The 12975-nt window shown below is 62.5% G+C and carries 10 protein-coding genes, 1 other RNA gene and 1 pseudogene; 6 read left to right on the forward strand and 6 right to left on the reverse strand.

All coding sequences use genetic code 11. From position 1 onward, the window contains the following. The first annotated feature begins 71 nt into the window (after window positions 1-71). Window positions 72-1667 (forward strand): APC family permease, encoded by a 1596-nt coding sequence (locus J5I97_RS02205; RefSeq protein WP_208588734.1) that lies wholly within the window; start codon window positions 72-74, stop codon window positions 1665-1667. A 90-nt stretch (window positions 1668-1757) separates the two neighbouring features. Here J5I97_RS02205 and J5I97_RS02210 read toward each other — a convergent pair whose 3' ends face one another. Continuing rightward, a complete protein-coding gene (locus tag J5I97_RS02210; RefSeq protein WP_208588736.1) occupies window positions 1758-2450 on the reverse strand; it encodes a hypothetical protein in 693 nt (230 codons plus the stop codon). A 363-nt stretch (window positions 2451-2813) separates the two neighbouring features. Here J5I97_RS02210 and J5I97_RS02215 point away from each other — a divergent pair. Beyond that, a pseudogene (locus J5I97_RS02215) lies at window positions 2814-3734 on the forward strand (oxygenase MpaB family protein); the annotation flags it as partial. Window positions 3735-3823: 89 nt separating this feature from the next. Here J5I97_RS02215 and J5I97_RS02220 read toward each other — a convergent pair. From J5I97_RS02220 to J5I97_RS02230, 3 genes are all read right to left on the reverse strand, one after another. Continuing rightward, window positions 3824-5893 (reverse strand): M13 family metallopeptidase, encoded by a 2070-nt coding sequence (locus J5I97_RS02220; protein WP_208591517.1) that lies wholly within the window; start codon window positions 5891-5893, stop codon window positions 3824-3826. Window positions 5894-6043: 150 nt separating this feature from the next. Continuing rightward, a complete protein-coding gene (locus J5I97_RS02225; RefSeq protein ID WP_208588737.1) occupies window positions 6044-6739 on the reverse strand; it encodes a glycosyltransferase in 696 nt (231 codons plus the stop codon). A 105-nt stretch (window positions 6740-6844) separates the two neighbouring features. Next, window positions 6845-7840 (reverse strand): aldo/keto reductase, encoded by a 996-nt coding sequence (locus tag J5I97_RS02230; protein ID WP_208588740.1) that lies wholly within the window; start codon window positions 7838-7840, stop codon window positions 6845-6847. A gap of 212 nt (window positions 7841-8052) precedes the next feature. Between J5I97_RS02230 and J5I97_RS02235 the strand changes: the two genes are divergently transcribed. Continuing rightward, window positions 8053-9297: a putative DNA modification/repair radical SAM protein gene (locus tag J5I97_RS02235; protein WP_208588741.1), complete on the forward strand. Its 1245-nt coding sequence runs from the start codon at window positions 8053-8055 to the stop codon at window positions 9295-9297. A 120-nt stretch (window positions 9298-9417) separates the two neighbouring features. Here J5I97_RS02235 and J5I97_RS20275 read toward each other — a convergent pair whose 3' ends face one another. Then, on the reverse strand, window positions 9418-9540 hold the full coding sequence (locus J5I97_RS20275) for a hypothetical protein (RefSeq protein ID WP_279631225.1): 123 nt from the start codon (window positions 9538-9540) through the stop codon (window positions 9418-9420). A 22-nt stretch (window positions 9541-9562) separates the two neighbouring features. Here J5I97_RS20275 and J5I97_RS02240 point away from each other — a divergent pair, with 22 nt between their 5' ends. Beyond that, entirely contained in the window at window positions 9563-11008 is a 1446-nt protein-coding gene (locus J5I97_RS02240) for a UdgX family uracil-DNA binding protein (protein WP_208588744.1), read from the forward strand. Window positions 11009-11060: 52 nt separating this feature from the next. Then, window positions 11061-11136: non-coding RNA, sX9 sRNA (locus J5I97_RS02245), on the forward strand. 450 nt (window positions 11137-11586) lie between these two features. Here the strand turns inward: J5I97_RS02245 and J5I97_RS02250 are convergent. Next, window positions 11587-12144: a fasciclin domain-containing protein gene (locus tag J5I97_RS02250; protein ID WP_208588745.1), complete on the reverse strand. Its 558-nt coding sequence runs from the start codon at window positions 12142-12144 to the stop codon at window positions 11587-11589. A gap of 378 nt (window positions 12145-12522) precedes the next feature. Here J5I97_RS02250 and J5I97_RS02255 point away from each other — a divergent pair, with 378 nt between their 5' ends. Continuing rightward, on the forward strand, window positions 12523-12801 hold the full coding sequence (locus J5I97_RS02255; protein ID WP_238135622.1) for a hypothetical protein: 279 nt from the start codon (window positions 12523-12525) through the stop codon (window positions 12799-12801). Window positions 12802-12975 lie beyond the last annotated feature (174 nt).

Genomic DNA, 12975 nt, shown 5'->3' on the forward strand with positions numbered 1-12975 from the left:
GGCAAGCGGCCGCTTCTGCGATCATTACCGGCTTGTTGCCGGTTCACGGCGTCCTCACAGCTAGGCTCTTCATGTCCGAACAAACGCTACACCGAGACGTTGGCCCCTTCGCCCTCATGCTTACCGGCTTGGGTTCGATCATTGGTTCCGGTTGGCTGTTCGGCGCCTGGCGCGCGGCGGGATTGGCCGGTCCGGGCGCGATCTGGGCCTGGATTCTGGGCGCAGCGATCATCACCACCATCGCGCTGTCTTACGCCGAACTCGGCGCCATGTTCCCCGAATCTGGCGGCATGGTGCGCTACAGCCACTATTCGCATGGCTCGCTGGTCGGCTTCATCGCCGGCTGGGCCAACTGGATCGCGATCGTCTCGGTGATCCCGGTCGAGGCCGAGGCCTCGGTGCAATACATGGCTTCCTGGCCGTGGGCCTGGGCGCAAGGCTTGTATGCGCATGCGCCCGGTGGAGGAGGAGAGTTGTCGGTGCCCGGCCTGCTGATTTCGGCGGTGCTGGTGCTGGTGTATTTCTTCCTGAATTTCTGGAGCGTCAAGCTGTTCGCACGCTCCAACACCTTGATTACGGTGTTCAAGCTGGTGGTGCCGGCAGCGACCGGTGTGGCCTTGATCGCCAGCGGCTTCCATACCGAAAACTTCAGCGTCGGCGTCGACGGCGGTAAACACGTGCTCGACTTGGCCGCGATATTGACCGCAGTAGCGACCGCCGGCATCGTCTTCAGCTTCAACGGTTTCCAGAGCCCGGTGAACCTGGCCGGCGAAGCGCGTAACCCGGGCCGCAGCATTCCGTTCGCAGTGTTGGGCTCGATCGCGCTGGCCACGGTGGTCTACGTGATTTTGCAGGTGGCTTACATCGGCGCGGTGCCGCCGGATTTGCTGGCCAAGGCCGGCTGGCACGGCATCGATTTCCGCTCGCCGTTCGCCGAGCTGGCCATCATCGTCAACCTGCATTGGCTAGCGATGCTGCTGTACATCGATGCGTTCGTCAGCCCCAGCGGCACCGGCATCACCTACACCGCCACCACCGCGCGCATGGTCTACGGCATGGAAAAGAACGGCACCATGCCGTCGGTGTTTGGCAAGCTGCACCCGGTCTGGGGAGTGCCGCGCATGGCGATGTTCTTCAACCTGGCGGTGTCGTTCGTGTTCCTGTTCTTTTTCCGCGGCTGGGGCACGCTGGCGGCGGTGATCTCGGTGGCGACCATCATTTCATATCTCACCGGCCCGATCAGCGCGATGTCGCTGCGCCGCCACGCACCGGAACTGCATCGCCCGCTGCGCATCGCCGCGCTGCCGGTGCTGGCCGGCGTGGCCTTCGTCATGGCGACCGAGCTGCTGTATTGGGCGCGCTGGCCCCTGACCGGCGAAATCATCCTGCTGATGGTCGTTGCCCTGCCGGTGTACTGCTACTACCAGGCCAAGCAGGGCTGGCCGGATCTGCGCCGCAACCTTAAGGGCGCGGTCTGGATGATCTGCTACCTGCCAGTGGTCGCGCTGCTGTCCTGGGCCGGCAGCAGCCATTTCGGCGGACATGGCTACCTCGGCTACGGCACCGATCTGGCGGCGGTCGCCGCGGTCGGCCTGGTGTTCTACATCTGGGGCGTGCGCAGCGGTTGGCGTACGCCGTCGGTCGAGAAGGCGGTTGCGCAGGCTTGAGCGCCTTCAAGCGAGAGCGCTGACAAAAAACGGCCGGTGCATGCGCGCCGGCCGTTTTCGCTTGCCTGTGCTGGCGTTCTTGCAACTGGATCAGGAATTGACCACCAGGCGCGGCGCCCCATCGAAGCGGTCGAGGTCGCGCAGCAGTTCGGTGTAGCGCCGCAGTCTGCCCATCTCACGCATGTTGACGATGTCCTCGTGGCGTAGCTCGCGCTTGGAGGTCACTTCCTGCTTGTAGCGCAGCACTTCCGGATAGCGACGCGTCATTTCCAGCGCATCGGCAACGCACTCGACCGAGTCGGCGTCCGGTGTCACCCGTGCGCGGCTGTTGAATGCCCGCAACCAGCGCTCGAAACCGGCGCTGTGATCGAACAGATCGGCGATGTACCACATGATGAACAGGATCGACGCCCACGAGGTAAAGATGATCACCACCCGGCTGAAGGTCAGGTGGTAGTCGTTCTGCCAAAGTTGGTGGGTGATCACGCCCAGCAACACCAGCGAAATCGCCTGCCAGCCGATGATCGAGGCGATCACCCATTGTTTCTTGGCGACGCCGAGCAGAGTGAGTTCCTCGTCGAGCTGCTGGTCGGTCTTGTCGCGCCAGTAGGCGACCTGCTCGTCGAAAGAGCGCCGATGGAGTGCGTTGTCCTGCAATAGCAGGCCCAAACCCTGGAACAAAGCGATCATGACAAGCTCCTGACGAATGGCTGGTACGAACGACTTGCTGCACTGGCGGCTGCCGGTGCCCTGGAGCGACCAATCCAACGCCGGGCGATGCATGGCGTGCGTCGGACGCTCTTAGTTCTAGCACTTTCGCTGTGCTTGGCAATGCCTCAAACGAATCGACGGCCGCGTAATCTTGCGCATCTGCGCACAAATCGTTGAATTCATGCGGTATACGGGCGATGGCGCCAGATCGCAGCAATGCTGCATCGCTGATCTTGTTGCACTGCACACCTGACGCTGCATCGTTGCCGCTGCCATCGAGCCCCTGACCAGCTCGTGGTGCAACGGCCCCAGGCGGCTCACCCATCGCTCACACTTGCGAGAAGCCGGAACAAGCGCCGCCGAGTAGGCAGATGCTGATAGGCGTGCAGGCCAGGCCGCAACATGGCCTTGCAACCGTCTGCGTATCATTGCCGTATGTCAGCCGTCCTGCGTGCTCTTACCGCCCCCGCCACCGAGCAGATCCGCCGTTGGGTACTTGGCGCGTTTCCGCGTGACCAGAGCAGCATCCAATACGACCAACCACTTGGCGATGCCGGCATCTTCGGGCCCGACAGCGTCACCTGGCGCGTGCATTCCGAATTCCCGGGCATGTTGTCCGGTGGGTTGTGCGCATTGATGCTGCAGCTGCTGCACCCGCGCGCGCTGGCCGGGGTCTACGATCATTCCAACTTTCGCGCCGACCTGATCGGGCGGCTGCGCCGCACCACCAATTTCGTTGCCGGCACCACCTACGCGCCACGTGGGGAAGCCGAACAGCTGATCGCCCGCGTACGCAACATCCATTCGCATATCCGCGGCCATACCGCCGATGGCGTGCCGTACGACGCCAACGATCCTGAACTGCTGACCTGGGTGCATGTCACCGAGGCCTACGGCTTTTTGCAGGGATGTCGGCGTTATTGCCGCGAGGTGCCTACCGCCATCGCCGACCGCTACTACGATGAGGCGCGACGCGTGGCCGAAGCTCTGGGCGCCACCGATGTGCCCGCCGGCCAGGCGCAGGTGGATGCGTATTTCGCCAACCTGCGCGGGCAACTGTGCATGGACGCGCGCTCGCGCGAAGTGCTCGACATCCTCACCAGCATTCAGTTGCCAGTGCCGGCGGCAGTTCTGTCGCGCGGCGTGTTTCTCGGTGCCGGCACCGCGTTGTTGCCGAGCTGGGCCAGCGACATGCTCGGCCGCACCACGACGCAACGCGCGCAGGCGCGTGCGTCGGCACGTTTGCTACGAAGTTTGTCGCCATTGTTTCGTACGGCGCTACGCGATGGACTGTCTGCGCGTGCTTGTCGCCGCATGCAATTGCCGCCAGCGATGTTGCTGAAGTGGCCTGAGCAGGTGTCAGGCAGCTGCTGCAGACCCCACGTAGCCCGCCTTGCCCTGCGCGCAGCGCCAACTGCGCAGCAATCCTCGTCACCGCCCAACCACTACCAAATCTTTACCCGCTGCCTGGGCGCCAGATACAACTGCTCACCTTGCTTTACATCGAATGCCGGATACCAAGCATCGAGATTGCGCACGGTTTGCGCGCGGAAGCGGACGGGTGCGTGCACGTTGGTGAGCACTGCGTTGCGTAACGCCGCATCGCGATACTTGCCGCGCCAAGCTTGCGCAAAGCCGAGGAAAAAGCGCTGATCCGGGCTGAACCCGTCGATGGTCTGCGGCTGCTTGCCTTGCAGCGATAACCGATACGCGTCGTAGGCAGTGGCCAGGCCGGCAACATCGGCGATGTTCTCACCCAGCGTCAGCTTGCCGTTGACCGACAAATCCTCGAACGGTTTGTAGGCACTGAACTGCGCGGCGAGCGCGTTGCCGGCGGTCTGGAATTTCTTCAAGTCCTGCGGCGTCCACCAATTGTGCAACTCGCCGTGCTCGTCGAATAGCGCACCCATGTTGTCGAAGCTGTGGCTGATTTCATGGCCGATCACCGCGCCGATCGCGCCGTAATTCACTGCATCGTCGGCAGCCGGATCGAAGAACGGCGGCTGCAGAATCGCCGCCGGAAAGATCAGGCGGTTTTCCAGCGGCACGTTCAGCGCATTGACCTCCTGCGGCAGCAGGTACCACTCACGGCGATCGACCGCCTTGCCCAGCTTGGTCAGGTTGCGGCGGTACTCGAACAACGTGGCGCGTTCCTCATTGCCCAGCGCATCGTCGCGGCGCACGTCCAGCCCGCTGTAGTCGCGCCAGCTGTCCGGATAACCCACCGCCACCGTCAAACCGGCGATCTTGGCCTTGGCATGCTGCTTGGTGTCCGGGGTCATCCATTCCAGCGCGTCGATGCGCTTGCCGAAGGCGGTGACGATGTTCTTGACCATCTTTTCGGCGCGCGTCTTGGTCTGCGCGCTGACGTACTTCTGCACGTAGCGTTTGCCCACCGCCTCACCCAACGCGGCATTGGTCGCGTCGATGGCGCGCTTCCAGCGTTGGCGTTGCTGTGGCGTGCCTTCCAGCGTGGTGCCGTAGAACGCGAAGCGCTCATTGGCGAATGCCTTGGATAGATACGGCGAGGCGCGGTCCAGCGCGCGAAAACTCAGGTAGTCCTTCCAGGCCTGCAGCGATTCGGAGTGCACCAGCGCCGATAGCCCGCTCACCGCTTGCGGTTGCCAGACGATGAAATCCTGCTGCGCTTTCAGACCTGCTGCTTCGAAGAACAGCGCCCAGTCCAGGCCGGGTGCGTTTGCCGGGAAGTCGGCCTGTGTCCAGGCATTGGCGCCGGCTTGCACATTGTTGGTCTGCTCGGCGGTGGCATGCACGCGCGCCATCGCGGTTTCCATCATCAGGATGCGCACGGCCTTGGCCGGCGCGTCGCCGACGCCGGCAAGTTTCAGCAGCTTGACGATATGCGCGCGGTAGGCCTCGCGCGGCTGCGTCATGCGCCCGTCATCCAGATAGAAGCTGCGGTCTGGCATGCCCAATCCGCCTTGCACCAGATATGGCACATAGCGGCCGGGATGATGCAGATCCTGCGAGACCCACAGGCCGAACAGACGGTCGGTATGGAAATTGGTGGAGTTGAGAAGATCCACATCGGTGCGCAACTGGCTGCCCAAGATGCGCGCCAACGCCTGCTTGTCGTCCAGCTGCGCGATCGCATCCAGTTCCGGTTGGACCGGACGCACGCCCTTGACCTCGATGCTGGCTTCGTCCATGTAGGCGGCGTAGTAGTCGCCGATCTGCTTGTCTTCGCCGGTGACACGGTCATTGGCGGCTGCGCCTTCGATGATGTCGCGGCTACGCCGCTCGGTTTCGATGGCGATGCTGACGAAGCTGTTGAAACTGGAGCGATCTTCGGGAATCTGCGTGGTCTTGACCCAGTTGCCGCTGGCGTAACTGAAGAAGTCATCGCCCGGCACCACGCTGCGGTCCATGCCGGCAACATCGAAACCGAAATCGCCGAGCTTTGGTGCGCTGGGTGCCGGCTTGATGTGCGCGCTCGTGGCCGGCGCTGCGCTATCGCGGTGACACGCGGCCGTGCTCAGCAGCACGACAGACAGGACAGCGATCAGGACGGGGCGGTGCAAAGGGGCCATGCGGCGCAATTCTTGAAACCGAAACAGACAGCGCAGTGTAAGTGGCCTGCAGTGCCACGTCCCGGTGCGAGCGCGGGGTCCGCCGTGTAGCGGGATATTGCGGACACGCCCGGTTCAGCGCCGACGCTGATACCAAAAGCCGAGTGCGTCGCGGGTCTGCAGCATGCGCCGCCCGTGCCACAGGAAGCGCAGCAGCAAGCCGAGGTGTTCGCGCTTGGAAAAGCTGCGCAGCTTGCGGTCGGAGGTGTGCACGGTCTGGCGCAGGATCACAAAGCGCCCGCAGCGCGCCAGCGCCCGGCTGAGTGCCACATCTTCGCCAGCGTAGTAACGCGTATCGAAGCCGCCCGCACTGACGAATGCAATGCGTGTGCAGAACAAAAAGCATCCTGGTGCGATACCGCCGATACGAAAAAACCAGCCAAAAAGCGCTTGCGCGACACGTTCGGACCATACGCGCTTGCCGTGCAAATGCACCTGCGCGCCACCGCCCACCGCACCGGCATCCAGCGCTGCCAATGCTGCGCCGACTACCTGCGGATTGATCAGCGTATCTGCATCCAGAAACAGCAGCCGGTCGCCTCGCGCCAGTTGTGCACCGGCGTTGCGCGTGGCCGCGATATGCCGCAGCTGCACTTCCAGTACCTGCGCGCCATGCGTGCGTGCAATGGTTGCGGTGTCGTCCCCGCAGGCATCGGCGACCACGATCGCTTCGTAGTCCAGCTGCATGCTCTGCGCGCAGGCATGCAGGCACTGCAGCGTGTCGCCGATCAGCGCGGCCTCGTCATGGGCGGGAATCACGAAGGACAGCATTGGGCGTCTGGCTCGTGCGGTGGTGGTGCCAAGTGTGCAAGCCGCACTGGCGTAAGCGTGTGAGTCGTGCGCGGCCGCAAGCGTCTGCGGCCGCGCGGCGTCGCCTCAGCGGTTGACTGCACGCATCATCGCTTCTGGGTAACGCATGCCGGACGCGGCCTGTGGCGGGAAAATCGCATCGATGCGTGCGAGCTCGTCCGGCATCAGCGCCACATCGAGCGCGCCGATGTTTTCTTCCAGATAGCCGAGGCGCTTGGTGCCGGGGATCGGCACTAGATCCTGGCCCTGCGCCAGCACCCAGGCCAATGCCAGCTGGCCCGGAGTGATGCCCTTGTCGGTTGCGATGGCCTTCACCTGTTCTACCAGCTGCAAGTTGCGAGTGAAGTTCTCGCCCTGGAAGCGCGGCGAATGGCGACGGTAATCATCGGCATCGAAATCGCCCGGCGACGAGAACGCGCCAGTGAGAAAACCGCGCCCCAGCGGCGAGTAGGGTACGAACCCGATACCTAGCTCGCGCACGGCAGCGAACACCCCGTTGTCTTCCGGCTCGCGCGACCATAACGAATATTCGGTCTGCACTGCGGTGATCGGATGCACCGCATGCGCGCGGCGAATGGTGGCTGCGGCCGCTTCCGACAGACCGAGAAAACGCACCTTGCCTTGCTCGACCAAACGCGACATCGCACCCACGGTGTCTTCGATCGGCACGTTGGGATCCACGCGGTGCTGATAATACAGATCGATATGCTCCACGCCCAGGCGGTGCAGGCTGGCTTCGCAGGCGGACTGCACATAGTCCGGGCTGCCGTCGATACCGCGCACCGACGGGTCGTTGGGATCGAGCTTGATGCCGAACTTGGTGGCCAGGAACACTTCGTGCCGGCGCGAAGCGATCGCCTTGCCGACCAACACTTCATTGGTGTGCGGGCCGTACATGTCGGCTGTGTCGAGCAGGCTGATGGCGTGATCGAGTGCGTGGTGGATCACTGCAATCGAGGCGGCTTCGTCGCTGCGATCGCCATAGAACGCGCTCATGCCCATGCAGCCGAGACCGAGGGCGGAAACGGTGGGGCCGGAACGGCCAAGCGTGCGGGTGTGCATGGGGGAAACTCCGTGCAGTAAAAGAGGCATGACGGTGGAAGAATGGCCGGCCGCGTGTTAGTGCCGTGTGGCCCGAACGGTAAGGCTGCGGTCGGTGTAATGACGCGCTGACGGCTCCGGTTGCGGTGCAAGGCTTGTAGCGCTCTGAAGCATTCACGATGCGGTGCGTCTCAGTCTCATAGGCTGAGACGCCATCGCCGCATGCTGACCGCGTGAAAATCCTCGACAAACTCGCCATTCTCGCCGACGCCGCCAAATACGACGCCTCCTGCGCCTCCAGTGGCGCGAACAAGCGCAATTCGCTCGGTACCGGCGGCATCGGTAGCACCGAAGGCATGGGCATCTGTCACTCCTACACGCCAGACGGCCGCTGTGTGTCGTTGCTGAAGATCTTGCTGACCAACTTCTGCGTGTTCGACTGCGCGTATTGCGTCAATCGCGTCTCCAGCAACGTGCGCCGCGCGCGCTTCACACCGGAAGAAGTGGTCACCCTGACGTTGGACTTTTACAAGCGCAATTACATCGAAGGCTTGTTTCTCTCCAGCGGCATCATCCGCAACTCCGACTACACAATGGAGCAGCTGGTGGAAGTGGCGCGGCAGCTGCGCGAGGTGCATCACTTCGCCGGCTACATCCATCTCAAGACCATCCCCGATGCAACGCCGGAGTTGTTGGCGGCGGCCGGTCGCCATGCCGATCGTCTGAGCATCAACGTGGAGCTGCCGACCGAACAGGGATTGACGCTGCTGGCGCCGGAAAAAAGCGTTGGCGGCATCCGCTCGGCGATGGGCGAACTGCGTTGGCGCATCGAAGAAAATCAGCTCGCGCGCAAGGCGGAAAAAGTGCGCCGCGCCAAGCCACCGCGCTTCGCACCGGCCGGGCAAAGCACGCAGATGATCGTCGGCGCCGACGACGCCAACGATCGCAGCATTCTGGACACCAGCCACACTCTCTACGGCAATTATCGGATGCGCCGGGTGTACTACTCGGCGTTCAGCCCAATCCCGGATGCGTCATCCAAATTGCCGCTGCAGCCACCGCCGCTGCAACGCGAGCATCGGCTGTATCAGGCCGATTGGCTGCTGCGTTTCTACGCGTTCAGCGTGGAAGAAATCGCGCCGGCAAACTCCAGCGGCATGCTCGATCTGGACGTGGACCCGAAGCTGGCATGGGCGTTGCGCAATCCGGAGCGCTTTCCGGTGGATTTGAACGCGGCACCGCGCGAGATGTTGCTACGGGTACCGGGCTTGGGCACGCGCAATGTGGAGCGCTTGTTGTTGTCGCGACGGCATGCGCGGTTGCGGGTAGGGGATCTGGCGCGGTTGCGGGTACCGATGAAGAAGCTGCTGCCGTTCGTGAGTGTGCTGGATCATCATCCGCGCCAGCGCTTGGATGATCCGGCCAGGTTGCGTGCGCAGTTAGCGCCAGCGCCGCGACAGGCAGGTTTGTTCGATTGAGTCCGCGTGTGGTGGCGATGCCTTTCCTTCTCTCGTCGGGGCGTCCCCTTCAGGAGGAAAGGTGCCCGACGGGCCGATGAGCAGCGGCTGTACGCAATGGTGCCGCTGACCGACTGCCGTTTACGCCTGTGACGCTGCGCGTTTTGGTGCAGCACAATCGCCAGCGACAAGCAGCGGCACCAACTCAAAAAACAGCAACAACGCAACGATATCGACGGCAGTCACCGTGGCGAGGTTGCGCATCTTGAGAGGTCAGGTGTAAGCGATGTTCAGTGCCGAAGTAGAGCCGGTTTGGAGTCTCGACGCGTGGCGTGCGTTGGCGCGGGCGGGATGGCGTGCGCAGGTGGAGCCGGATTCGATTGCGTGGAATGGTGGGGCGCAGGGTGGATTGTTGATGGGGCCGGGGGTGCTGGATTTGCCTGCGTTTCTGGCTGCGCCGCGCGTATCGGCGGAGTTTTTGCAAATGGCGGGGGCGGTGTTGTGTCATCGTGATCCGCAGCGGTATGCGGTGCTGTATCGGTTGTTGTGGCGGTTGGCGTCCGGAGAGCGGGCGTTGCTGGAGCGGGCGACCGATGTCGATGTGCATCGTGTGGTCCAGTGGCAGAAAACAGTGCAGCGCGACTCGCACAAGATGAAGGCGTTTGTGCGCTTTCGGCGCCTGCCCGGCGACGAAGAAGACTTCATGGCGTGGTTCGAGCCCGAGCATTGGATCGTGGATCGGGTGGCGCCATTTTTCGCGCGCCGATTCGCTGGCATGCGTTGGGCGATTCTCACACCGTATCGCAGTGTGCGTTGGGATGGCGAGGCATTGACGTTCGGCGAGGGCGCGGTGCGTACGCAGGTGCCGGCCGACGATGCGCAGGAAACCTTGTGGCGTACGTACTACGCGCACATCTTCAATCCGGCGCGGCTCAATCCCACCATGATGCGGCAGGAAATGCCGCAAAAATACTGGAAGAACCTGCCCGAAGCGGTCTTGTTGCCGGAGCTGATCCGCGAAGCCGGTATGCGGGTGCGCGAGATGGCCGAGCGTGCCCCCGAGCCGGTGCGGCGGCGGGTTCCGGTGGCCCCACTACCGGTTCCGGAAGTGGCAACCCAAAGCCTGGCGCAGTTGCGCTTGGCTGCGCGCGATTGCCGGCGTTGCGAATTGTGGCAACCGGCAACGCAGACGGTGTTCGGTGAAGGGCCGAACGATGCCTCGGTGATGGTGATCGGCGAGCAGCCGGGTGATGAGGAGGATCTGAGCGGGCGTCCGTTTGTCGGGCCAGCCGGGCGCCTGTTCAATATGGCGCTGGGCGAGCTGGGTGTCGGCCGCGAAACGTTCTATGTGACCAATGCGGTCAAGCATTTCCGTTTTGAGCAGCGTGGAAAGCGCCGTCTGCATCGCAATCCGGAACGTTCGCATATGCAGGCATGCAGCGGATGGTTGCTGGCCGAGCGCACGCAACTGCGTCCGGCGCAGATCGTGTGTTTGGGCGCGATTGCAGCGCAAGCGGTGTTGGGCAAAGGTTTTCGGTTGATGCAGGAGCGCGGGCAGTGGCAACGCTTGGACGATGGCACGCCTGTATTGACCACCGTGCATCCGTCCTGGGTGTTGCGCCAGCCATCCGCTGCGCGCGAAGAAGGCTATCGAAGGTTTGTCGAGGACTTACGCCAATTGCTGGACCCACCAATGCCGGTGGAGGGTTCGATTGGGGCTAAGAGCGGCTAACAAAACGACTGCGCTCACCGTCAGGCGGGCGCGGCCGGTGCTCGGAATCGGCATATACCACGCGTACACTCCGGTTCCTGCGCATCGTCCGCACCCACCTGACGACTGCTCGCTACGTTTTGTTAGCCGCTCTTAGAAAAATACGCATGCAAGCGCCAGCGCACGGTGTCCCGGCAACCGAGACGCCAAACGGCACCCCTGGCGAACCAAGGGTGCCGTCACCGCCGCTTCGCGGCCGGGTAACGGTGCAGGAAACAGGGCTCCCCCGCACCGCGCAGAGTGTGACTTGAATCTTTCTGCACAGATGTAGAGAGCGCACGTGGATGCGGCAAAACGATGTCGATAATGCGCCGCGTCCACGGCACTTCTGTTTGAATCGCGCGATTGGACCTTTCACATCGAGGTCAGCAATGCACCTGCGCGCGATCGCATTTTATCAGCGACGTGGAAACGTAAAAAAATCACCACCAAACAAGCTCTGTCGATCCGCTGCAGCGCCCATCGGCGGAATAAACGGACATTCCGCCGATGGGGTCATGCGGACCTCACGAAAGACGCTCGCATGCAACCACATGCAGTTACGGCATTAGCACTTTGTCCACCACGTGGATTACGCCATTGCTCTGCATGACATCGGCAATGGTGACGTTGGCGGTGTTGCCCTTGACGTCGGTGATGGTGACCTTCTTGCCATTGAGCTTTGCGGTCAGCGGTTCGCCCTGCACGGTGGTCAGCGTGGCGCTACCGCCGCCGGCCTTGATCTTGGCGATCAGCGAGGCGGCATCCACCTTGCCGGGCACCACGTGATAGGTCAGTACCTTGGTCAGGTTGGGCTTGGATGCTGGCTTCAACAGCGTTTCAACCGTGCCGGCCGGCAGTGCGGCAAATGCTGCATTGGTCGGAGCGAACACGGTGAACGGCCCTGGGCCTTTCAGGGTGTCGACCAGGCCGGCGGCTTTGACTGCGGCCACCAGGGTGGTGTGGTCCTTGGAGTTGACCGCGTTGTCGACGATATCCTTGGTGGCCAGCATCGGCGCACCGCCTACCATGGGATTGGACGCAGCGTAGGCGGGGGCCATCGCGCTGGTCAGGGCAATGGCAGCGGCAACGGCAAGCGACTGGAATGAACTCTTCATGAGGCATCGATCCTTTGGGTAAGCGATCGCCTGGATGGCAACCGTTGAACTGGATATTCGCACCAATGCAACGCGGATGCATCACGTGATTTTTACATGGACGTGCTGCATTGCAACGCGATTGCGGACTCAGTCGGGGTGAATTGCACTGGATCCATAGCCAAAGGTTGAGGCTGCTCGATCAGTGGCGGTGGCGGGTGTTTTTCGTACCGATGCAGATTGAGGTTGTACGCTCTGGCGTCGATTGAGCAAGCGCAATCGTTCCTGGGATGTGCTGACAACTTGCGTTAATCAACGTGAGTGCTGGACCCCATCCCGGGTACCACCATGAGAGGCGAATAATGACTCAGAGGCTGCAGACAATGATGTCCGGAAACAGTGAATTCAGTTGATCGATCCGGACAGAAATGGGTCGTCCCGGGCGAGTGGGAGTTCATGGTCAATTCTGCGCGCGTGGCCAACGTTGAAAGTCATAACGATGGCGGCGGATCTTGGCATCCCACCCAAGTGATCCTGTTGAGCTATAGATACAAAAATATCGGGTTCGATGGCAGTGCCAACTACAAGGGCGGCGGTCCATCGACGCTTGCTTTCTCGAAGGCGCATATCGAGGTGCTCGACGCGAACGATGTACACAACGGTGGTGCAGGCAACTAACCTGTGCGCATCAAGCTCGTCGAAGATGCAACGGATCAAACGGTTGGGCAGCAGATGGTTGGCGCGCAGTGGCCGTGCAAGGACGCTATTAGCAGACGGCATGCCCCACGGGGCGTGCCGGTCTCATTGAGCGGTAGTTGGATCCCGGCCGTAGCAGCGTGCCTTCCGGCGCCC

The organism is Xanthomonas fragariae (assembly GCF_017603965.1).
GTDB classification, from domain to species: Bacteria; Pseudomonadota; Gammaproteobacteria; order Xanthomonadales; family Xanthomonadaceae; genus Xanthomonas; species Xanthomonas fragariae_A.

Excerpts from the sequence above, each read along its gene's own strand:
- J5I97_RS02205 (WP_208588734.1), top strand. The coding sequence starts at position 72 with ATGTCCGAACAAACGCTACACCGAGACGTTGGCCCCTTCGCCCTCATG.
- J5I97_RS02210 (WP_208588736.1), bottom strand. The coding sequence starts at position 2,450 with ATGCATCGCCCGGCGTTGGATTGGTCGCTCCAGGGCACCGGCAGCCGC.
- J5I97_RS02225 (WP_208588737.1), bottom strand. The coding sequence starts at position 6,739 with ATGCTGTCCTTCGTGATTCCCGCCCATGACGAGGCCGCGCTGATCGGC.
- J5I97_RS02230 (WP_208588740.1), bottom strand. The coding sequence starts at position 7,840 with ATGCACACCCGCACGCTTGGCCGTTCCGGCCCCACCGTTTCCGCCCTC.
- J5I97_RS20275 (WP_279631225.1), bottom strand. The coding sequence starts at position 9,540 with ATGCGCAACCTCGCCACGGTGACTGCCGTCGATATCGTTGCGTTGTTG.
- J5I97_RS02240 (WP_208588744.1), top strand. The coding sequence starts at position 9,563 with ATGTTCAGTGCCGAAGTAGAGCCGGTTTGGAGTCTCGACGCGTGGCGT.
- J5I97_RS02250 (WP_208588745.1), bottom strand. The coding sequence starts at position 12,144 with ATGAAGAGTTCATTCCAGTCGCTTGCCGTTGCCGCTGCCATTGCCCTG.